Source organism: Actinosynnema sp. NPDC004786 (genome assembly GCF_053601135.1).
Genome location: NZ_JBSGBG010000040.1, coordinates 1 through 21,588, shown reverse-complemented (window position 1 = coordinate 21,588; position 21,588 = coordinate 1). Strand labels below are relative to the sequence as shown.

Here is a 21,588-nt window from a genome sequence, read left to right as displayed (position 1 = left end):
CCCTCATGCGGCCGCAACCTCGGTGCGGTTCGACCGCTCGTCAAGCGCCCAGCGGCACGTGCCAGGTGATCGTGGTGCCGGTGCGGGGCGAGGAGGTGATCTCGCAGCCGCCGCCGGCGGCCAGGGCGCGTTCCTCCAGGTGCCGCAGCCCGCGCTTGGCCACGCCGCGCGGGATGCCGCAGCCGTCGTCGGCGACCTCCAGGTCGAGCCGGTCGGGTGTGCGGCGCAGCCCGATGGTCACGTGCCGCGCCCCCGAGTGCCGCACCACGTTCGACAGCGCCTCCCGCAGCGCGGCGCGGGCGTGGTCGGCCAGGTCCGCCGGCACGCCCGCCACGTCGCCCTCGACGCGCACCTCCGGCTCGAAGCCCAGCAGCTCCCCCGCCGTGCGGGCCTCGGCCAGCACCGAGCCCCTGAGGTCCACGTCGGCGGGCTTGCCGGGGTCGGCGCTGCGCAGCGCCCGCACCGTGGCGCGGACCTCGGCCATGGTTCGGTCGAGCTGGTCGACGGCCTCGGCGAGCCGGCGCGCCTCCCGGCCCTCCAGCTTGAGCCGCCGGTCGAGCAGGTCGAGCTGCACGCCGGTCGCGTACAGCCGCTGGATGATCACGTCGTGCAGGTCGCGCGCGATGCGCTCCCGCTCCTGGTAGACCGCGACGCGCTGGCGCGCGGTCGAGCCCTCGGCCAGCACGACGGCCAGCCCGGCCTGCGCCGCGAACGCGGCCAGCACCTCGACGGTGTCCGCGCTGAACGGCTGCGCGCCCTTGCGCCGGTAGACCGCGAGCGCGCCGATCCGGCGCTCGTGGGTGCCGAACGGGGCCACGGCGAACGGCCCGTAGCCGCGCAGCGCCTTGGGCACGAACGGCGCGGTGCGCGGGTCGGTGGTGAAGTCGTCCGCGACCACCGGCACGCCGGTGCGCGCCGCGCGGGCCGCCGACGAACGGCTCGACAGCACCACGCCCACCGGGTCGACGTCGCCCGAGGACGCCTCGACGGTCAACGTGCCGTCGTCCGCGGTGACCATGGCGAGCCCGAGGTCCGCCCCGGCCAGCTCGACGGCGCTGCGCACCACGAGCGGCAGGACGGCGTCCGGGTCGTCGCCGGCCAGCGCGGCCGAGGTGATCTCGGTCGACGCGGCGAGCACGCGGGCGGGGTCCACGGTGGTCAACGGTAGGCCCTGGTCCGCACCCGCCCGTCGGCGACTTCCAGCACCGCGTCCGCGCGGTCCGCTTCGCCCGGCCGGTGGGTGATGTGGATGACGGTCTTGTCCCGCAGCACGTCGTCCAGCCGCTCCAGCAGCGCCGCCGCCGTCGGCTCGTCCAGGTGGGCGGTCGGCTCGTCCAGCAGCACGAGGTCGGCGTCGTGCAGCAACGCGCGGGCCAGGGCGACCCGCTGCGCCTCGCCGCCCGACAGCAGCGTGGGACCGATCACGGTGTCGAGGTCGAGCCGCACGCCGGCGACGTCGAGCGCCCAGCGCAGCCGTGCGTCGTCGGCCCGCGGGTCGCCCAGGCGCAGGTTCTCGCGGACCGTGGTGGTGACCAGCATCGGCTCCTGGGGGCACCAGGCGACCCGGTCGGGCCGCCACACCAGCCCGCGTTCGGGCTCCAGGAACCCGAGCAGCAGCGCGAACAGGCTCGACTTGCCCGAACCCGACGGCCCCACGACGGCCACCTTCGCGCCCGCCGGCACGTCGAGCGACACGCGCTCCAGCACCGGCTCCGCCCGGCCCGGCCACCGCACCGTCACCCCTTCGAGGCCGACCGCGCCGCCGACCGAGGTCTCCACCGCGGCCGACGGGACCGGTTCCCGCGCCTGGTCGACGATCCGGCCGTACGACTCGCGCAACGCGGCCCGGTGCTGGGCGGCCGCGGGCAGCGTGCCCAGGACCTCGGCCAGCGCGAGCGGCACCAGGCCGAGCACCGGCACCAGCAGCGGGTCCACGCCGCCCGCCAGCCCGATGCAGACCGCCGCGGCGAGCCCGGTCGTCAGGTGCACGACCGCGATCGCCGCGCCCGCGCCGAGCGCCTGCCGGCGGGCGAGCCGGGCCAGCGCCGCGTCGTGCCGGGCCAGCTCGGCCCGCACCGCGCGGTCGGCCCCGAACGCGATCAGGTCCGGTGCGGCGGTCAGCAGCGTCAGCACCTGCTCCGACACCTGCCGCCGACCCCGGGCGAGCACCGCCGTGGCGCGCCGTTCGGCGAGCACCGCGACCGCGGGCGCGAGCGTGCCGCCGACGACCAGCGCCACCGCCAGCGCGAGCCCGGCCGCCGGCCGGATCAGGGCGAACAGCGTCACCGCCGCGGCCGACACCCCCATCGCCACCAGCGGCGGCTGGAGCACGCGCGGCACGAGGTCGCGGACGGTGTCCACGTCGTCCACGAGCCGGGTCAGCTCCGCCTGGCCGGGGCGCAGGCCGCGCCACAGCCGGACCCGCAGCGACTCGGCGTGGCGGAAGGCGGCGTCGTGCGACACCAGCCGCTCCAGGTACCGCAGCACGCCCTTGGCCAGCGCGAACGTCCGCACCCCCACGACCAGCACGGACAGCGTCAGGATCGGCGGCTGCGTCGCGGCCTTCGCGATCAGGTGCGCGGCCAGCGCGGTCAACGCCACCCCGCTCAACGACGCCGCCACGCCCAGCAGCGCCCCGGCCAGCACCCGGCGGGTCGGGCGCGGGGTGCGCGGCGTGGTCGGCCGTTCGGCGACCACGCCCGCGTCCCGGGCCGGCGCGGCGTCCTCGGCGTCCGCCTGGCCGACCAGCCGGTGCGTGGCCAGCACGACCGCCGCGCCACCGGCGGCGGCCTGCCGCACGGCGGCCATGACCTTCGCGGCCGTGGCCCGGTCGAGGTGCGCGGTCGGCTCGTCCAGCAGCAGCACCGTCGCGCCGTCCCGGACGCGGGTCAGCGCCCGCGCCACCGCGACCCGCTGCCGCTCGCCGGTCGACAGCTCCGCGATCGGCCGGGCCACCAGGTGCTCCGCCGCGACCGACGCCAGCACGTCGTGGTCGACCCGGCCCGTGGTCAGCTCCAGCTCGTCGGCCACGGTCCGCCCGGCGAACGCGGGCCGCTGCGGCACCCAGGCGACGGCCGACCGGTCGAGCGCGACCGACCCGCCGTCCGCGGGCACGAACCCGAGCAGCACCCCGAAGACCGTCGACTTGCCCGCGCCGCTGGGCGCGTCCAGCCGGTGCACCTCGCCGGGCCGCACCCGGAAGCTCACGCCGTCCGGCGCGAACCGCCCCCGCCGCCGGACCCGCAGGTCGCGGACCTCCACGCCCTCGACCGGCTCGACGGCGTCCGGCGCCGGGGCGGCGTCGGGGATCGCGGCGACCCGCCGCACGGCCTCCACCCCGTCCTCCGACGCGTGGTGCGCCGCGCCCGCCGCCCGCAGCGGCAGGTAGCACTCCGGCGCGAGGATCAACACCACCAGGCCGGTGACCAGCGCGAACTCGCCCGACACGAGCCGCAGGCCGATGCCGACCGCGATCAGCGCCACCGACAGCGACGCCACGATCTCCAGCACCAGCGCCGACAGGAACGCCACCCGCAGCGTCCCCATCGTGGCCCGCCGGTACCGCTCGCCGACCTCCCGCACGGCCGACGCCTGCGCCGCCGCGCGCCCGAACGCGGTCAGCACCGGCAGCGCCCGCACCAGCTCGGCCAGCCGCCCCGACAGCCGCTCCAGCGCCGACGTCGCCGCCGCCACCCGGGCCGAGGTGAACCGGCCGATCAGGATCGCGAACACCGGGATCAGCGGCAGCGTCACCGCGATCAGCACCGCCGAGGTCGGGTCCGTGAAGAAGATCCACCCGCCCACCGCCACCGGCACCACGGCCGTCGTCACCAGCGCCGGCAGGTAGCGGGTGAAGTACGCGTCCAGCGCGTCCAGGCCCTTGGTCGCGAGCACCGCCAGCGACGCGGGCCCGCGCTCGACGATCCACGACGGCCCCAGCCGCAGCGCCCGGTCCAGCACCGCCGCGCGCAGCTCCTCCTTCGCGCCCGCCGCCGCCCGCGCCGCCACCGACTCGGTCGCCCACGCCAGGCCGGCCCGTACCACCACCGCGGCCGCCAGCACCCACAGCGACCCGCCGGTGACGAGCGCCGACGCCAGCGCCACCGCCTGCCACACCAGCGCGCCCGACGTCAGCGCCGCCAGCACCGCGCACCAGGCCAACGCCCGGCGCGCCGAACGCGAGAGCGTGGGCAGCGCGCCGAGCGGGCCTCTCCCCGGCTTCGTGGCGGAAAGGGCTCCGGGGAAGTTCACGGCACGTGCACCGGGGGGATGTGCCGGGTGCCGATCCGCTTGCGGAACACCCAGTACGTCCACCCCTGGTAGACGAGCACCGCGGGTGTGCCGAACGCGGCCACCCAGGTCATCACGGTCAGCGTGTACGGGCTCGACGCCGCGCCGGCCACGGTCAACGACCACGCCGGGTCCAGCGTGGACGGCAGGACGTTCGGGTACAGCGCCCCGAACAGCGCCGCCACCGCCGCCGCCACCGCCACGCCCATCAGCGCGAACGCCTGGCCCTCGCGCCGCAGCACGAGCCGCCCGTACGCGCCGAGCGCGGCCAGCGCCACCACGATCGACGCGCCCCACGTCCACGCCGACCCGAACCGCAGCTGCACGAGCAGCAGCAGCACCAGCAGCGGCAGCAGGGCGAACGGCGCAACCTTCAACGCCAGCGCGCGGGCCCGTTCCCGGACCTCGCCCTCGGTCTTCAGCGACAGGAACACCGCGCCGTGCACCAGCGCGTACCCGGCCACGGCCGCCGCGCCGAGCAGCGTCTCCGGCCGGACCGCGGCGAACGGCGAGCCGACGCGGTCGCCGGCGGCGTCCAGCGGCATGCCGAACACGGTCGACGACAGCAGCAGCCCGACGCCGAGCGCCGCCGTCCACGACCCGGCGACGATCACCGCGTCCCACCGCCGCCGCCACCGCGCCGTGTCCACCTTGCCGCGGTACTCGAACGCCACCCCGCGGCCGATCAGCGCGAGCAGGAACAGCACCAGCGGCAGGTACACCGAGCTGAACAGCGACGCGTACCAGTCGGGGAACGCGGCGAACGTCGCGCCGGCCGCCACCAGCAGCCACACCTCGTTGCCGTCCCACACCGGCCCGATCGTGTTGATCAGCACCCGCCGCTCGCGCTCGTCGCGCCCCAGCACGGGCAGCAGCATGCCCACGCCGAAGTCGAAGCCCTCCAGGAACAGGTAGCCCAGCCACAGCAGGGCGATCACGCAGAACCAGAACGTCTCCACGGCTCCCCCTCTCAGTAGGCGAACGACAGGACGTCGTCGTCACGCTTGCCGGCGGTGTCGTCGTCGGGGTCCCGAGCCGGCAGCACGCCCGCCACACCAGCGCGGACGTACCGCCGGATCAGGAACACCTCGACGCACGCCAGCACCCCGTAGACGAGCGTCAAGGCGATCAGCGACGTCAACACCTCCCCCGGTGTCGACGACGACACGGCCCGCGCGGTGAACATCCACACCCCGTCCACCCCGCTCGGGTTCGGCACCACGACGAACGGCTGCCGACCCATCTCCGTGAAGATCCAGCCGAAGCTGTTGGCCGCGAACGGCGTGGCGATGCCGCCCAGCGCGAGCCACGCGAACCACCGCCCGCGCGGCACCCGCCCGCCGCGCGTGAGCCAGAGGACCAGCAGGCCCGAGCCGACCGCGAGCGCGCCGAGCCCGATCATCAGCCGGAAGCCCCAGTACGTGACCGGCAGGTTCGGCACGTAGTCGATCGGCTGCCCCGACAGCTCGCCGAGCCGCGGGTCCACCGGGTAGTTCGCGCCGTACTTCTCCTGGTACATCGGCACCAGGTCCTCGATGCCCTTCACCTCGGTGGTGAAGTCGCCGTGCGCGAGGAACGACAGCAGCGCCGGCACCGTGATGCTCTTGACGTTCTCGCAGTCGGGCCGCGTCACGTCGCCGACCGCGAACACCGAGAACGCGGCGGGCGACTCGGTGTGGCACAACGCCTCGGCCGCCGCCATCTTCATCGGCTGCTGCTCGAACATCAGCTTGCCCTGCAGGTCGCCGCTGATGGCCAGCCCGGTGAACGCCACCACGCCCACCCAGGCGCCGAGCTTCACCGACGAGCGCCACACCGGCTCGTCGTCACCGCGCCGCCACAGGTGCCAGGCCGCGATGCCGACCAGGAACGACGCGGCCACCGCGAACGCGCCGAAGATCGTGTGCGGGAACGCGGCCAGCACGGTGCTGTTGCCGAGCACGGCCCAGATCGACTCCAGCTCGGGCCGCCCGTCGACCATCCGCACGCCGACCGGGTGCTGCATCCACGAGTTCGCGGCCAGGATGAAGTACGCCGACGCGATCGTGGCCAGCGAGAACGCCCACACGCAGGCCAGGTGCACCTTCCGGGGCAGCCGGTCCCAACCGAAGATCCACAGGCCGAGGAACGTGGACTCGACGAAGAACGCGACCAGGCCCTCCATCGCGAGCGGCGCGCCGAACACGTCGCCGACGAAGCGCGAGTAGGCGCTCCACGTCATGCCGAACTGGAACTCCTGCACGATGCCGGTCACCACGCCCATGGCGAAGTTGATCAGCAGCAGCTTGCCCCAGAACTTGGTCATCGCGAGGTACTTGCGGTTGCCCGTGCGCACCCACGCGGTCTGCATCGTCGCGACCAGCAGGGAGAGCCCGATGGTCAGCGGCACCATCAGGAAGTGGTAGACGGTGGTGATGCCGAACTGCCACCGCGCCAGGTCGAGGACGTCCACGGGACGACCGTAGGCCGGGGTCGCGGGTGATCCTCAGGTACGACGGTCCCCTGTGGACCGGGACCAAGGTCCCGGTGCGCCACGTCACACCGGGACCACCGGTGTCGAGGAGGGCGGTGGAGCGGCGTCGCGCGCGACCCGGACACCGGTCAGCGCAACGCGTCGGCGACCTCCTGGGCCGCCCGCACCACCTGCGGCCCCACCACGTCGCCGTCCAGCTTCTCCAGGGCCACCACGCCCACGCTGGCCCGCAGCCCGGGCACGCCCCGCACCGGGGCCGCCACCCCGAACGCGCCGGGCTGCAACTCGCCCGTCGAGTGCACCCACTGCCGCCCCTCCGGCGACAGCCCGATGGCCTTGCCCGCCGCCCCCCGGTGCACGGGGTGGCGGGACCCCACCCGGTACGCCACGTGGTACGCCGTCCACGACGGCTCCACCACGGCCACCGCCTGCGCCTCGCTCCCGTCGGCCACGGTCAGGTGCGCGGTCGCGCCCACCGCCTCGGCCAGCGTCCGCAGCGCGGGCTGCGCGGCCAGCCGCAGCTGCGGCAGCACGTTGGACGCGAGCCGCAGCACGCCGAGGCCCAGCCGCACCTTCGACCCCTCGCGCCGCACCAGCCCGCGCGCCTGCAACGGCACCAGCAGCCGGTACACCGCGGCCCGCGACGCGCCGATGGCCGCCGCCAGCTCGCTGATCGACGGGGCCTCCGACTCGGCGTCGGCGACCGCCTGGAGCAGGGCCAGGCCCCGCTCCAGGGTCAGCGAGCTCTCCTTGGACGCGGGCGCCGGCAGCCGGCCGCGGGGATCGGGTCTGACCACGCTCTACCTCTCGTCGGCGGGCGCCACCGTGCCGACCACCTCGGCCAGCCCGACGACCGAACCGCTCTCGCCCGGGGCCGTCGCGGTGATCCGCACCGTGTCGCCGTCCTCCAGGAACGTCCGCTCGTCGCCGTCGTCCAGCACCACCGGCTCCTTCCCGCCCCAGCTCAGCTCCAGGAAGGAGCCGCGCTCGTCGCGGGACGGGCCGGAGACGGTGCCCGACGCGATCAGGTCGCCCGGCCGAACGGTAGCGCCGTTCACCGACAGGTGCGCGAGTTGTTGCGCGAACGTCCACGACATCTCGCGGAACGGCGGCCGGGACACCACGGTGCCGTTCCACTCCACCCGGAGGTCGATGTCCAGCCCCCACGCCCGGTCCTCGACCAGGTAGGGCAGCACGTCGTTGCCCAGCGGCGGGGGCGTCACGCGGGCCACCGCGAACGCCTCCAGCGGCGTGATCCACGCCGAGACCGACGTGGCGAACGACTTGCCCAGGAACGGCCCGAGCGGCTGGTACTCCCACGCCTGGATGTCGCGGGCCGACCAGTCGTTGACCAGGGCCACGCCGAAGACGTGGTCGACCGCCTGCGACGGCGTCAGCCGGGACGCGACCGGGCCGCCGCACACGAACCCGACCTCGGCCTCGATGTCGAGCCGGCCCGTCGGCCCGAACACGGGCCCGGTCGAGGAGCGCCGCTGCCCGTGCGGCCGCACGATCGGCGTGCCGGAGACGACGACCGTCCCGGCGCGGCCGTGGTAGCCGATGGGCAGGTGGGTCCAGTTCGGCGTCAGCGCCTCGCCGTCGGGCCGGAAGATCCGGCCGACGTTCTCCGCGTGGTGCCGCGACGAGTAGAAGTCCACGTAGTCGGCCACGGCGAACGGCAGCACCGCGCCGTCCAGCCCGACCAGCTCCGCGCCGCGCGGCGCGGACGTGGCCGAGACCAGCTCGACCAGCCGCGCCCGCAGCTCGCTCCACACCGGCCGCCCGGCCGCCAGCAGGGCGTCCAGGGAGCCGGTGGCCACCAACGGCTCCAACCGGGGTCCCAGGGACAGCCCGCGCAGCAGCAGCGCCCGGTCGCCCACCCGCACCGCGACACCGCCGGGCACGACGCCGTAGGGCAGCGTCTGCGGTCCGAACGGCGAGTCCGGGCCGAACGCGGGGTCGTCGATCCAGCTCACAGCAGACCCAGCTCCTCCAGGTCGGCGATCGGCTCGGCCAGCGAGCACGACCCGTAGGACGCGAACACGCCCCGCACGGCGTGCGCCGCCTGGTCGGACAGCCCGCGCGCCTCCTCGCCGAGCGCGACCGCGTCCGTGCTCGACAGCGCCCCGCGCACGTCCCCGCCGGAGAGCGAACGCGCGGTTGCGACGAGCAGGTTGAGGAACCCGTGGTGGGTGAACCCGGTTTCGCTGTCGGTGTGCCGCACGGCGTGGTGCAGGCCGGCCGTCGCCTTGAACGCGACGCCGCCGCCGCTGACCACGGACAGGAAGTCGGCGACCTCGTCGACGCTGGGGAAGTTCTCCTTGCTCACGCCGCCGCACCGCAGCTTGGGCCAGCTGCCGTGCTCGATGACGCGGCGCACGCCGTCCAGCCACTCCGCGCCGCCGCGCCGCGGCTCGACCACGCGGATGACGTCCTCGGGCACGAACTCCGAGACGCGTTCGAGCCACACCTCGTCCACGTCGGACGGGGCGGGCATCTCGACCATCCGCAGCGCCAGCAGCTCGCTGCGGGACTCGACGATCGACACGGCCTTGGGCACACCTCCCAGCCCCGTGTCGATGACCAGCGACAGGGCGACCGGCTTCACCGGCTTGACCTTGATCAGCTCGGTGATCAGCTCGGCCAGTCGCGACGCGGGGCACAGGAAGAGACCCACCGCACCGGCCCATTCCCCGGCACGTGCGTCGAGGTGGCCGCGGACCGCGTCGGGCATGGAGGCGTTGCCCGGCGGGAACAGTGCGGCGTCGTCGACAAGCCTCGCGAGCAGGGGCGGAGTGCCGCGTGGACCGGGCGCACGGAGTTCGAAGGCGCTTGACACGGCTGACACGCTAGTGGCGTACCGGTCAATGAACAAAGATGTCCGACTATCGAACGCTTCGGAGTGAGCCATGGCGTACTACCGCCAGGTGGGTGAGATCCCCCGTAAGCGCCACACGCAGTTCCGCACACCGGAGGGCGGGCTGTACGCGGAAGAGCTGATGGGGGTCGAGGGCTTTTCGGCCGATTCGGCGCTGCTCTACCACCGGCACCTGCCGACCGCGATCGTCGACGCGGTCACCGTCGAGGAGGCGCGCGGCGCGTTGACGCCGAACCTCCCGCTCAAGCCGCGGCACTTCAGGACACCGGCGCTGACCTGGGACTCGCCCGACGTCGACGCGGTCACCGGCAGGCGCACCCTGTTCGGCAACGCCGACGTGGTCATCGGGTTCGTGACCGCCACCGCGCCCAGCCCGCTGTACCGCAACGCGGCGGGCGACGAGCTGCTGTACGTGCAGTCCGGCGAGGGCGTCGTGGAGACGATCTACGGCGCGCTGGCCGTCGGCGGGGGCGACTACGTGGTCCTGCCGACTTCGTGCACGTACCGCGTGGTGCCGTCCGAGCCGATGAACATCCTCGTGCTGGAGGCCACCGGGCACATCGGACCGCCGAAGCGGTACCTGTCGGCCAAGGGTCAGTTCCTGGAGCACTCGCCGTACTGCGAGCGCGACCTCCGCGGCCCGGTCGAGCCGCTGCTGGTCGACGGCGAGGACGTGGACGTGCTGGTGCGGCACCGCGCCGGGTTGACCCGGTTCACCTACGCGAACCACCCGTTCGACGTGGTCGGCTGGGACGGCTGCCTGTACCCGTGGGTGTTCAACATCCGCGACTTCGAGCCGATCACGGGCCGCGTCCACCAGCCGCCGCCCGTGCACCAGACGTTCGAGGGGCCGAACTTCGTGGTGTGCTCGTTCGTGCCGCGCAAGGTCGACTACCACCCGCTGGCCGTGCCGGTGCCCTACAACCACGCCAACGTCGACTCGGACGAGCTGATGTTCTACGTCGGCGGCAACTACGAGGCGCGCAAGGGCTCGGGCATCGGCATCGGGTCGCTGTCGCTGCACCCCTCCGGCTGCACGCACGGCCCGCAGCCGGGCGCGGTGGAGGCGTCGCTGGGCGTGGAGCGCTTCGACGAGACGGCGGTCATGGTGGACACGTTCCGACCGCTGGACCTGGGCGAGGCGGCGCTGGCCGCGGAGGACCCGAAGTACGCCTGGTCGTGGGCGCGGAGGGGTCCCGACCTGGCGTGATCGCCGCTTTGTCGGTGGGTGGCCCTAACGTCTGCCGGCATGGACGCACAAGCGGTGCTGGAGCAGGCCCCGGACAGCCGGGTGGCGAGCAGCGCCACCCGGCTGGCGGGGTCCTCCGGCTGGCAGGGGACGGGTCGCAGCGACTCGGCCCTGTGGGGTCTGTGCGCGGGCAGCGGCAAGGACCCGTACCGGGTGTGCGTCGACCTGGGCGACCGGGCGACGAAGTGCTCGTGCCCGTCGCGCAAGTTCCCGTGCAAGCACGCGTTGGCGTTGCAGCTGCGGGACGCGCGCGAGCCGCTGCCCGTCGCCGAGCCGCCGGAGTGGGTGCGGGAGTGGCTGGACCGCCGCACCCGCGCCGCCGCGCCCGCGCGGTCGGACGACTCGCCGGAGGCGGTCGAGCGGCGCGCCAGGGCCAAGGAGAAGACCGCCCTGGCCAGGGAGAACGCCGTGCGGGCCGGGGTGGCCGGGATGACCGACTGGCTGGCCGACGTGGCGGGCGGCGGGCTGGCCGGGCTGCCCGCGCGGGACGCGGCGTGGTGGCACGCGATCCAGGCCCGGATGGTCGACGCGCAGGCCAAGGGGTTGGCGTCGGCGGTGGACGAGGTGCGCGCGATCGTGGCGGCCGGCGGGGCGCGGTGGGCGCACGACGCGGCCGACCGGCTGGGCGGCCTGCACCTGCTGGCGCGGCTGTCGTCGTCGCCATCACCTGATCCGGTGGTTCGCCGCCGGTTGGGCTTCTCCGTGACCGAGGAGGAGGTGCGCGGCGGTCCGGGGTGGTCGGACCAGTGGGCGCCGTTGCTGAAGCTGGAGTCCGACGACGGCCTGGTGCGGACCGTGCGGCAGTGGGTGTGGGGGCGGTCGCACGGGTGGGTGGTGGCGGTGCGGCACGCCGGCGGCGGCGCCCGCCCCGCGCCGCCGTTGGCGCACGGGGTGCAGGTGCAGGGGGTGCTGCACCCCTATCCCGGCGTGCCGCCGCACCGGGTGGCGGTGGGCGAGCCGGTGGTGGCGCGGCCGGCCGAGCCGGTGCCCGCGCCGGAGTCGTGGCGGGTGGCGCTGGCCGGGTTGGAGGAGGCGCTGAAGGGCGACCCGTGGCAGCGGCTGCACCCGTTGGGGTGCACGTCGGTGCGGGTGACCGAGGACGTCCGGTGGTTGGTCGACGCGGGCGGGCACGGGGTGCCGGTGCGGGGCGACGTGGCGCTGGACCAGGCGCTGGCCGTGACGGGCGGCGAGGCGTTCGACGCGTGGGGGTTGTGGGACGGCCGCGAGCTGCGTCTGGGCGCGGTGGCCATGCCCGGCGGAGCACCGGAGGTCGTGGGATGATCAAGCAGTACCGCCGTTCACCGGCACACGATCGGGTGAACATCGCCCGAGAATGTACGGAAACACCGTTACCGCACCTCGGTTGCATACGAGGAACCGCGACCCACCAACCAACCCGCCCGCCGACCACCACCACCACACCACCCGACCCGACCGCCTCCCCTGACCCGGCGGCCTGCCCTCACCTGGCGGCCTCCCCTGACCTGACCACTTGCCCCGACCTGACCGCGGCCCCCGACCTGACCACCTCCGCTCACCGACCCGCTCGCCCCGGCCCGACCGCCGCACCACCAACCCCGGGCGGCCGCCGATGACCTTCCAAGTCGAATGGGAGGAGGCCGTCCAAGCGGCCCTGGTCGGCGCCCACCGCGCGGGCACCACCCCGACGGCCCTGCTGGACCGCCTCGCCGCCCTCGGCGTGGCCGCCCACGGCGCGCCGCTCCCACCACCCGTGGACACCGCGCCGCTGCCCGCCGCGCCGGCGTCGGACGACGTGCGCGCCGACCCGGCCGCCCGGTCCGTGCTGGTCCAGATCCTGGCCCTGGACGACCAGGTGCTCCTGACGGAGTGGTGCGGCATGGCCAAGGCCGCCCGCGTCGTCGCCGACCACCGCGAGCTGCCCGCCCTGCTGGGCCTGGGCACCGCCCACCCCGGCCTGCGCCCGGCCGTCGCCGCCGTCCTCGGCGCGCGCGGCCGGTGGCTCGCGGGCCTGCGGCCGGGCTGGGCCTGGGCCGCGACCGGCGCGACGCCGGAGGAGATCGACCTCGACCAGGCGCTCGACCTGCCCGGCACGGCCCGCCTCGACGCCCTGCGCCGCGCCCGCGCCCAGGACCCGGTGCGGACGCGCGATTTCCTGGCCGCCCAGTTCGACGTCCAACGCCGCGCCACCGACCGCCAGGTGCTGATCAGCGCCCTGGAAACGAACCTCGGCCCGGACGACGAGCCGCTGCTCGAACGCGCGTTGGACGACCGCGCGATCGGCGTGCACGACGAGGCGCTGCGCCTGCTGCGCACCCTGCCCGCGTCCGCGCTGGCCGAACGTGCCGCCGAACGCCTGCACCGGGGCCTGTGGCTGACCGCCGACGGCTTCGACGTGCAGTCCGACGAGCTGTGGGCGGAACTCGCGCCCGAGCCGGACGAGGCCCGTGACCTGATGAAGGACGGGTCCGAGGCGGGCGTCGCGGGGCGGTTGCGCGGCGCGGCGGCGAGCGTGCCGCCGCAGCACTGGACGAGCCGCCTGGACACCGACGACGCGGGGGCCGCCGCGGAACTCGCCCGCGGCCCGTGGGCGAGCGCGCTGCTGCGCGGGGTGGCGCAGAACCTGCGGCTCGCCGAGGACGCCAGGCCGTGGGCGGTCGCGGCGACCCGGTCGCTGACCGGCATGGAGCAGCTCGAGATGCTCGGCGGCCTGCCCGCCGAGCTGGCCGCGCGCACCGTCGTCGAGGTGTCGCGGCAGTGGAACTACGACCTGCTCGACCACGCCTGTTCGCAGCTGCCCGCGCCGTGGAGCGCGCGGGCCACCGCGGACCTGCTCGACCGCTACGCCGGGATGCGCGACCCGAGGTGGCGCGCCGGCCGGCCGCCCGCGGTGCTGCTGGCCAGGGGCGACGCCGAGGTGCTCGGCGCGAACTGGGCCCGCATCACCGAGCGCTGGCCCGAGCACACCGTCGAACTCGACGTCCTGCGCCTGCGCATGCAGCTGCGCGAGGCGTTCAACCACCGGGAGGAAAGCCAGTGACCACCGAACCCGTGCTGCGGCCCGCTGCGGAACAGCAGTACGCCGCCGAGTTGGCCGCCCTGTCCGCGGCGGACGACCGGCCTCGCCCGCCGCGGTGGCGGATGTCGCCGCAGGCGGTGGTCACGTACGTGCTCGGCGGCACGCTCGCGGACGGCACCGTGATCACCCCGAAGTACGTGGGCGACCGGCGGCTGGTCGAGGTCGCGGTCGGCACCCTGGTGACCGATCGGGCGTTGCTGCTGGTCGGCGTGCCGGGCACGGCGAAGTCGTGGCTGTCGGAGCACATCGCGGCGGCGGTCAGCGGCAACTCGACGCTGGTCGTGCAGGGCACCGCGGGCACGGGCGAGGACCAGGTCCGCTACGGCTGGAACTACGCCCGGCTGATCGCGGAGGGGCCGTCCGAGGCGGCGCTGGTGCCGAGCCCGGTGATGACGGGGATGCGCGAGGGCGCGGTGGTCCGGGTCGAGGAGCTGACGCGGATGCCGGCCGAGGTGCAGGACTCGTTCATCACGATCCTGTCGGAGAAGTCGTTGCCGGTGCCGGAGCTGGGCATCCAGGTCCAGGCGGTGCCGGGGTTCACGGTGATCGCCACCGCGAACGACCGCGACCGGGGCGTGAACCAGATGTCGTCGGCGCTGGCCCGTCGCTTCAACACCGTGGTGCTGCCGCCGCCCGCGACCGAGGACGACGAGGTGCGGATCGTGTCGGCCCGGGCGGCGCAGCTCGGCCGGGCCCTGGAGCTGCCCGCCGAGCCGCCGGCGCTGGAGGAGGTGCGCCGGGTGGTGCGGATCTTCCGCGAGCTGCGCAACGGGTCTACTGTGGACGGCCGCACGCAGGTGAAGAAGCCGAGCGGCAGCCTGTCCACGGCGGAGGCGATCTCCGTGGTGACCAGCGGCATGGCGTTGGCCGGGCACTTCGGCGACGGCACGATCACGGCCGACGAGCTGGCGTCCGGGTTGCTCGGCGCGGTGGTGAAGGACCGGGTGTCGGACACGGCCGCGTGGCAGGAGTACCTGGAGGCGGTGGTGAAGGAGCGCGCCGAGTGGCGTGACCTGTACCGGGCGTGCCGGGACCTGGTGGGCTGATGGCGCGGGAACAGCCGTTGCCGGAGCGGGTGACGCTGCTCGGCATCCGGCACCACGGTCCGGGTTCGGCGCGGATGGTCGCGGCGGCGCTGGCGGCCGTGCGGCCGGAGGTGGTGCTGATCGAGGGACCGCCGGAGGGTGACGCCCTGTTGCCGCACGTGCCGCACCTGACGCCGCCGGTGGCGTTGTTGCTGCACGACGAGGCGGAGCCGGCGCGGGCGGCGTTCTGGCCGTTCGCCGAGTTCTCGCCGGAGTGGCGGGCGTTGACGTGGGCGCACGCGAACGGCGTGCCCGTGCGGTTCTTCGACCTGCCCGCCGCCGCGACGCTGGGTGAGGAGCCGGAGTCCGGCACCGCGAGGGCCGCGCTGGACCCGTTGGGGACGTTGGCGGAGGCGGCCGGGTTCGACGACCCGGAGCGCTGGTGGGAGGACGTGGTCGAGCACCACACCGATCCGCGGGACCTGGCCGAGGCGGTCGCGGAGGCGATGGGGGCGTTGCGGGAGGAGTTCGCCGACCAGGTGGACGCCCGCACGTTGCGGCGGGAAGCGGCGATGCGGCAGAACGTGCGGCAGGCGTTGAAGGACGTGGCGGGGCCGATCGCGGTGGTCGCGGGCGCGTGGCACGTGCCCGCGCTGCGCACGCTGCCGCCCGCGTCCGTGGACGCCGCCGCGCTGAAGGGCTTGCCGCGCAAGAAGGTCTCGGGGACGTGGGTGCCGTGGAGCCACGGCCGGTTGGCGGCGTCGTCGGGTTACGGCGCGGGGGTGGATTCGCCTGGGTGGTACGCGCACCTGTGGGAGTCCGCCGAACGGGGCGACGCCGTGCCGCGCTGGTTCGCGAAGGCGTGCGCGGTGCTGCGGGACGAGGACCTGCCCGCGTCGACGGCGAGCGCGGTGGAGGCGGTGCGGTTGGCGGACGCGTTGGCCGCGATGCGGGGGCGGCCGTCGCCCGGGTTGTCGGAGGTGATGGAGGCGTCGCTGGCGGTGCTGTGCGGCGGCGACGCCACGCCGTTGCGGCTGGTGCACGAGCGGTTGGTGGTCGGTGAGCGGTTGGGCGAGGTGGGCGACGACGTCCCGACCTCGCCGCTGGCCGCGGACCTGGCCCGGTTGCAGCGCCGGTTGCGGCTGCCGGCGAGCGCGGACGTCCGGCCGATCCGCTTGGACCTGCGCAAGGACAACGAACGCGAACGGTCGAAGTTGTTGCGGCGCTTGGGGGTTCTCGACGTGCCGTGGGGCAGGCCGGACACGACCCGCACGCTGGGGACGTTCGCCGAAGCCTGGCAGTTGCAGTGGAAGCCCGAGTTCGCGGTCGGGTTGGCCGTCGCCGCGCGGCACGGCACGACCGTCGAGGCCGCCGCCCGCACGGTCCTGGTCGCCCGTGCCGCGGCCGCGACCCGGGTGGTCGACGCCGCCGAGGTGCTGAGCCTGGCGGTCGGGTGCGAGATCCCCGAGGCGGTCGCCGCGGCGCGCCGGGCGCTGGACCGCTGCGCCGCGGCCGCGACCGACGCCCTGGAGCTGCTGGCGGCCCTCCCGGACCTCGCGACGACCGTCCGCTACGGCTCGGTGCGCGGCACGGACCCGGAGCTGCTGCGCGTGGCGCTGCACGGTTTGCTCGCGCGGGGCGCGGTGGGCCTGCCGCTGGCGTGTCGGGGGGTGGACGAGGACACCGCGGAACGCGCGGTGAGGGCGGTCGACGGCGCGGACGACGCGGTCCGCCTGGCCGCCGACGACGAGCACCGCGACACGTGGCGGCGGGCGTTGAAGTCGCTGGTCGCGATGCCGGACGCGCACGGCCTGCCCACGGGGCGCGCGACGCGGCTGCTGTGGGAGACGGGGGAGCTGGACTCGGACGAGGTGGCGACGCGGCTGCACCGGGCGGTGTCGCTGACGGCCGGCGCGACCGCGTTCGTGGCGGGTTTCCTGCGCGGGTCGGCCGCGCTGCTCACCGCGGACCCGCGGCTGTTCGGCGTGGTGGACGACTGGTTGACCGGCCTGTCGGGCGCGGACTTCGCGGCCGCGCTGCCGTTGCTGCGTCGTGCGGTGAGCGAGTTCAGCCCGGCCGAGCGCCGGATGCTCGGCGACCGGGTCCGGGGCACGGTGGCGGGCGGTGGCGGTGGCGTCGGGGGCGCGGCGGGCGGCTGGGACGAGGATCTCGCGGGGCGTCTCGTCGGGCACGTCCGCGAGCTGCTGGCGGCCGACGCGTGAGCCGCGCGCACCCCCGCGGGGGGCCGGGTGGTGGCCGGGGCGCGGCGGTGGCGGGCGGCGGGGAGGCGGGGCGTGGGGGTGCGGCCGGCGGGGTGGGTCGGGTGGTCGCGGGGCGGTGCGGTGGGAGTGGTGGTCGGGTGGGTGGTTCGGGGGTTGGCGGGACGGTGGTTGGTCGAGGGCTCCTCATGGTTTTAACCGAGGACCGGTAACAGTGTTTCCGTACATTTTCGGGCGATGATCACCCGATTGTGTGAGACAGGGTCGAGACAGGGCCTGGGCGGCCGGGAGGTGCTCGTGACGCACGATAGCGCGGTTGAGCGGCAGCGGCGCTGGAGGTTGTTGCTGGGTGGGGCGGCCGGGGATCTCGGGCCGCTCGGCGAGGACGACCAGCGGCGGGATTCGGCGTTGACCGGGTTGTACGGCGGCGGCGGTGGGGACGCGGTGGACGCCGGCGGCAAGCGCGGCGCCGGGTTGGGCGGGTCGTCGCCGGTGTTGCACCGGTGGTTGGGCGACGTCCGCACCTACTTCCCCAGCTCGGTCGTGCAGGTGATGCAGAAGGACGCGGTGGAGCGGCTCGGGTTGCGGCAACTGCTGCTGGAGCCGGAGCTGCTGTCGAGCGTGGAGCCGGACGTCGGCCTGGTCGGGACGTTGGTCTCGCTCTCCCGCGCCATCCCGCAGCGCACCCGCGACACCGCCCGCGCCGTGGTGCGAAAGGTGGTGGAGGACATCGAGCGCAGGCTCGCCGACCGCCTCCTGGCCGCGGTGCACGGCGCGATCGACCGGTCCCGCCGCACGAGCCGGCCGCGACTGTCCGACGTGGACTGGAACCGCACGATCCGCCGGAACCTGCGCCATTACCAGCCGGACCAGGGCACGGTCGTGGTGCAGGACCTGATCGGCAACAGCCGCCGCAGCCGGCAGGCGTCGCTGCGGGACGTGGTCCTGCTGGTCGACCAGTCCGGGTCGATGGCGGAGTCGGTGGTGTACTCGGCCGTGCTGGGCGCGTCCCTGGCCTCGCTGAAGGCCGTCGACACCCGGCTGGTGGTGTTCGACACCGAGGTGGTCGACCTCACCGAGCAGTTGAAGGACCCGGTGGACCTGCTGTTCTCCACCCAGTTGGGCGGCGGCACGGACATCAACCGCGCGGTCGCGTACGGGCAGTCGTTGGTGCGCCGCCCGACGGACACGGTGATGGTGCTGATCAGCGACCTGTACGAGGGCGGTGTCGCGCGGGAGTTGCAGCGGCGGGTGCGGGAGCTGGTGCAGAGCGGGGTGACGGTGGTGGTGCTGCTGGCGTTGTCCGACAGCGGCACGCCGTCCTACGACCACGAGTTGGCGGCGAAGCTGTCGGAGCTGGGCGCGCCCGCGTTCGCCTGCACGCCGGACCGGTTCCCGGACCTCCTGGCGACGGCGTTGCGGAAGGAGGACGTGGCGGCCTGGGCCGAGCAGAGCGGCATCCCGGTGGGGCGTTAGCGGGCACGCCTGGTGGGGTGTCAGCGGATGACGACGCGGCCGAGCGTCGTGAACGGCGCGCCGCGGGTCAGCACGGCGGTGCGGCCGCGCGCGTCGGGTCCGGCGAGCCACACCCGGCCGCCGCGGCGGATGTTCTCGCGGACGCGTTCGGGCACCTCGGCCAGGCGCAGGAACGTGCGGTCGGACCCGGCGGTCTCCAGGTACGCCTGCCGGCCGACGCGCGTGCGGCCGGGCACGAAGTGCACCGACACGGCGTGCCGGGGGTAGGTGGCGAGCAGCCTGCGCAGCGCGCGGCGCGAGAAGAAGTGCCGCAGGCCGGGCACGGCGAACTCGACGCACAGGGGCGTGAGCAGGAACACCCAGCGCGACCCGGTCCACTCGGAGACGACCCACAGGGTGAACAGGGCGAGCAGCGCCAGCCCGATGAACCCGACCGCGCGGCGATCCGCACTGGTCAGGCACTTGTCCACCCAAGCCTCGCCCACCACTGCTCCCAGGAAACCAGATGTCCGCCCCTCGGGTATCCCCGGCGCCGATCACCAAACCCGGGCGCGCACGACCTTCGCCGGGAAGAGCCTGGGCACGCCGCGGAACGTGACCACGGTGTTGCCGGCGCGGTCGGGTGCGACGACCCACGCCCGCCGGTGGCGGTTGATCCGCCCGCGGGCGACGGGTCCGGCGCTGACCTCGAGCACGAGCGGTCGGGGTCCGTGCACGACGAGCAGGCCGGCCCGCCAGTGCACGCGCACGTGGACCCAGGCGTGGTCGCCGAGGACGGCGGTGGACGGTTCCCGCCGGACCAGGCCGACGCCGAGGACGAGCACGGAGAACAGCAGCAGCGCGAACGGCCACGCGGACGTCACGGTGAAGACGAAGATCAGGGCGAGTTGGAGCACGAACGCGAGCGCGCCGACCAGGACCCAGCCGAACGCGCGCCGGCTCGCGGTCTCCAGGCAGTAGCGGGTCCACCGGTCATCGAGTGCCGCACCCAGGGTGGACGGCTTGTCGGGCACGACCACGGGCCACCTCCGCAGGCGTGCCCAGGTTACGGCGGTCGCCCGGTCCGCCGAATCGCCCAACCGGACGTTCGCGCGCCGCGCGCCGCGACGGCGTCGGACCCCCTAACCTGCGTGCACCGAAAGCCGATCGTGGGACTACCGCCACCGGCCCCCGTCAAGTTAGGCTCCCCTAAGTTGGGAGGTGAGCGGTTGAACGAGACACGTCGACCGCCGGCACCGCATCCGGCGGAGCGGGCACGCACGATCGCCGCCCGCGGCGGGCGCGCGGCACTGCTGCCGTCCGGTGGCACGGAGAACCGGGTCACCCCGGTGCTGCACCACGTCCACCCGCACGGCGGGGTGACGCTCGTGCTGCCCGACGAGCACCCGGTGGTCCGGGACGCCCGCCGGGCCGAGCTGACCGCGATGCTGGAGGTGGCCGACCAGGCCCCGGTGCAGCTGCGGGAGCCGGTGCGCGGGTTGCTGTGGATCACGGGCTGGCTGCGCGTGCTCGACGCCGACGAGGCGCGCGAGGCGAGCCTGGAGGTCGCCGAGGCGCGCCCGGACCCGAGGCTGCTCGACGTGGGGCACGGGGCGTCGGCGCTGCGGCTGTCCCCCGCGTCGCTGGTCGTGGCCGACGCGGAGGGCACGACGTCGTTGCGGCCGGAGCTGTTCGCGCAGGCGGAGCCGGACCCGTTCGCCGCGCACGAGGACCACTGGCTGCGCCACCTGGAGCTGTCGCACCGGGACGTGGTGGGCCTGCTCGGCGGGCACCTGCCGGAGCACCTGAGGGGCGGGCACGTCCGCCCGCTGGGCCTGGACCGGTTCGGGCTGCGGCTGCGGGTGGAGATGGCGGACTCCGACCACGACGTGCGGATCGCGTTCTCGCGCCCGGTGGGCACGGCGCAGGAGCTGGCGGTGGAGCTGCGCCGCCTGATGGGCTGCCCGTTCCTCGCGCAACGCCGCTGACGGCGGCGCGGTTAGCGTATGGGTGTGATCGACGACCTCGACGCCCGGACGCGCCGCGGCTACCGGCTGGAACTGCTGCTCGTCTTCGCGGTGACGCTCGGGCTGTCCGGGGCGCGCAGCGTGGTGCGGTTGCTGGACAGCCTGCTGTCGCCCAAGCCGCTGAACGAGCAGAAGGTCGCGATCAACGTCCCGCAGGCGCGGTTCGACCTGCTGGACCTGCTCGCGCAGCTGCTCGGCGTGGTGCAGTTGGCGGCGTGGGGCGGGCTGGGGCTGTACCTGCTGTGGCAGGGCGGCATCAAGCTGAAGGCGCTGGGCCTGGACCGCACCCGGATCGGGCCGGACGCGCTGGGCAGCCTGGGGCTGGCCGCCGTGATCGGCATCCCGGGGCTGGTGTTCTACCTGGTCGCGTGGAACCTGGGGCTGAACCTGGCCGTGCTGCCGTCCACGTTGGACGAGTCGTGGTGGCGCGGCGTGGTGCTGGTGCTGTCCGCGGCGGGCAACGCGTGGGCGGAGGAGGTGCTGGTCGTCGGGTACCTCATCACCCGGCTGCGGCAGCTCGGGTGGCGGGAGAACACGGCGTTGCTGGCCAGCGCGGTGCTGCGCGGGTCGTACCACCTGTACCAGGGGTTCGGCGGGTTCGTCGGGAACGTGGTGATGGGCCTGGTGTTCGGCAAGGTGTGGCAGCGGACGAACCGGCTGTGGGTGCTGGTCGTGGCGCACGCGTTGCTCGACGTGGTGGCGTTCGTCGGGTACGCGCTGTTGCGCGGTCACGTGTCCTGGCTGCCGTGACAGCCGGGGTGTGGTGCCTGAGCGTTGAATTCAGGGGTCCTGAACGTACGACTCACGCGTTCTGAACGTAGGAGCGTTATTCAGAAGGTTGATCTTGGGGTGGCAGCGCAACAGCCCCGTCTGGGTAGGGTCGGTTTCCTCTCACAGAAGCTCGACCAACCACA

17 protein-coding genes are annotated in these 21,588 nt (G+C 74.7%); 8 read left to right on the top strand and 9 right to left on the bottom strand.

Annotated elements, in window-relative coordinates:
- Window positions 1-40: 40 nt before the first annotated feature.
- The 7 genes from ACWEFJ_RS29445 to ACWEFJ_RS29415 form a co-directional block, all read right to left on the bottom strand.
- Window positions 41-1,162 (bottom strand): GAF domain-containing sensor histidine kinase, encoded by a 1,122-nt coding sequence (locus tag ACWEFJ_RS29445; RefSeq protein WP_378092088.1) that lies wholly within the window; start codon window positions 1,160-1,162, stop codon window positions 41-43.
- Complete coding sequence (cydD, locus tag ACWEFJ_RS29440; protein ID WP_449715694.1) at window positions 1,159-4,251, bottom strand: thiol reductant ABC exporter subunit CydD; 3,093 nt, start codon at window positions 4,249-4,251, stop codon at window positions 1,159-1,161. Before cydD ends, ACWEFJ_RS29445 begins: the two co-directional genes overlap by 4 nt.
- A complete protein-coding gene (gene cydB / locus ACWEFJ_RS29435; protein ID WP_449715693.1) occupies window positions 4,248-5,249 on the bottom strand; it encodes a cytochrome d ubiquinol oxidase subunit II in 1,002 nt (333 codons plus the stop codon). Before cydB ends, cydD begins: the two co-directional genes overlap by 4 nt.
- Window positions 5,250-5,260: 11 nt before the next feature.
- Window positions 5,261-6,742 (bottom strand): cytochrome ubiquinol oxidase subunit I, encoded by a 1,482-nt coding sequence (locus ACWEFJ_RS29430; RefSeq protein WP_378092082.1) that lies wholly within the window; start codon window positions 6,740-6,742, stop codon window positions 5,261-5,263.
- 149 nt (window positions 6,743-6,891) lie between these two features.
- Complete coding sequence (locus tag ACWEFJ_RS29425) at window positions 6,892-7,560, bottom strand: IclR family transcriptional regulator (RefSeq protein ID WP_378092080.1); 669 nt, start codon at window positions 7,558-7,560, stop codon at window positions 6,892-6,894.
- A 3-nt stretch (window positions 7,561-7,563) separates the two neighbouring features.
- Window positions 7,564-8,739 (bottom strand): fumarylacetoacetate hydrolase family protein, encoded by a 1,176-nt coding sequence (locus ACWEFJ_RS29420; RefSeq protein WP_449715692.1) that lies wholly within the window; start codon window positions 8,737-8,739, stop codon window positions 7,564-7,566.
- Window positions 8,736-9,602, bottom strand: coding sequence for a hypothetical protein (locus ACWEFJ_RS29415; RefSeq protein ID WP_378092076.1), 867 nt, complete (start codon window positions 9,600-9,602; stop codon window positions 8,736-8,738). Before ACWEFJ_RS29415 ends, ACWEFJ_RS29420 begins: the two co-directional genes overlap by 4 nt.
- Window positions 9,603-9,672: 70 nt before the next feature.
- Between ACWEFJ_RS29415 and ACWEFJ_RS29410 the strand changes: the two genes are divergently transcribed.
- The 6 genes from ACWEFJ_RS29410 to ACWEFJ_RS29385 all read left to right on the top strand — a co-directional run bounded on the left by ACWEFJ_RS29410 (window position 9,673) and on the right by ACWEFJ_RS29385 (window position 18,668).
- Window positions 9,673-10,851, top strand: a complete 1,179-nt coding sequence (locus ACWEFJ_RS29410) for a homogentisate 1,2-dioxygenase (RefSeq protein ID WP_378092074.1) — start codon at window positions 9,673-9,675, stop codon at window positions 10,849-10,851.
- A 39-nt stretch (window positions 10,852-10,890) separates the two neighbouring features.
- Complete coding sequence (locus ACWEFJ_RS29405; RefSeq protein ID WP_449715691.1) at window positions 10,891-12,171, top strand: SWIM zinc finger family protein; 1,281 nt, start codon at window positions 10,891-10,893, stop codon at window positions 12,169-12,171.
- Window positions 12,172-12,481: 310 nt separating this feature from the next.
- Entirely contained in the window at window positions 12,482-13,909 is a 1,428-nt protein-coding gene (locus tag ACWEFJ_RS29400) for a DUF5691 domain-containing protein (protein ID WP_449715690.1), read from the top strand.
- The gene (locus ACWEFJ_RS29395; protein ID WP_378092068.1) at window positions 13,906-14,994 is read left to right on the top strand and encodes an ATP-binding protein; all 1,089 of its coding nucleotides are present in this window, start codon (window positions 13,906-13,908) and stop codon (window positions 14,992-14,994) included. Before ACWEFJ_RS29400 ends, ACWEFJ_RS29395 begins: the two co-directional genes overlap by 4 nt.
- Complete coding sequence (locus ACWEFJ_RS29390) at window positions 14,994-17,195, top strand: DUF5682 family protein (RefSeq protein ID WP_449715689.1); 2,202 nt, start codon at window positions 14,994-14,996, stop codon at window positions 17,193-17,195. Before ACWEFJ_RS29395 ends, ACWEFJ_RS29390 begins: the two co-directional genes overlap by 1 nt.
- Window positions 17,196-17,489: 294 nt before the next feature.
- Window positions 17,490-18,668: a VWA domain-containing protein gene (locus tag ACWEFJ_RS29385; protein ID WP_449715688.1), complete on the top strand. Its 1,179-nt coding sequence runs from the start codon at window positions 17,490-17,492 to the stop codon at window positions 18,666-18,668.
- Window positions 18,669-18,688: 20 nt separating this feature from the next.
- On the opposite strand, the gene ACWEFJ_RS29380 is transcribed toward ACWEFJ_RS29385, so the two are convergent.
- Window positions 18,689-19,153 carry a hypothetical protein gene (locus ACWEFJ_RS29380; RefSeq protein ID WP_378092062.1) on the bottom strand — a complete coding sequence of 155 codons (465 nt, stop codon included), beginning with the start codon at window positions 19,151-19,153 and terminating at the stop codon, window positions 18,689-18,691.
- 51 nt (window positions 19,154-19,204) lie between these two features.
- Window positions 19,205-19,687: a hypothetical protein gene (locus ACWEFJ_RS29375; RefSeq protein WP_378092060.1), complete on the bottom strand. Its 483-nt coding sequence runs from the start codon at window positions 19,685-19,687 to the stop codon at window positions 19,205-19,207.
- A 189-nt stretch (window positions 19,688-19,876) separates the two neighbouring features.
- On the opposite strand from ACWEFJ_RS29375, the gene ACWEFJ_RS29370 reads away from it, so the two are divergent.
- Both ACWEFJ_RS29370 and ACWEFJ_RS29365 read left to right on the top strand, forming a co-directional pair.
- Window positions 19,877-20,635, top strand: coding sequence for a DUF2470 domain-containing protein (locus ACWEFJ_RS29370; protein ID WP_449715687.1), 759 nt, complete (start codon window positions 19,877-19,879; stop codon window positions 20,633-20,635).
- Window positions 20,636-20,659: 24 nt separating this feature from the next.
- Complete coding sequence (locus ACWEFJ_RS29365; protein ID WP_378092056.1) at window positions 20,660-21,424, top strand: CPBP family intramembrane glutamic endopeptidase; 765 nt, start codon at window positions 20,660-20,662, stop codon at window positions 21,422-21,424.
- Window positions 21,425-21,588 lie beyond the last annotated feature (164 nt).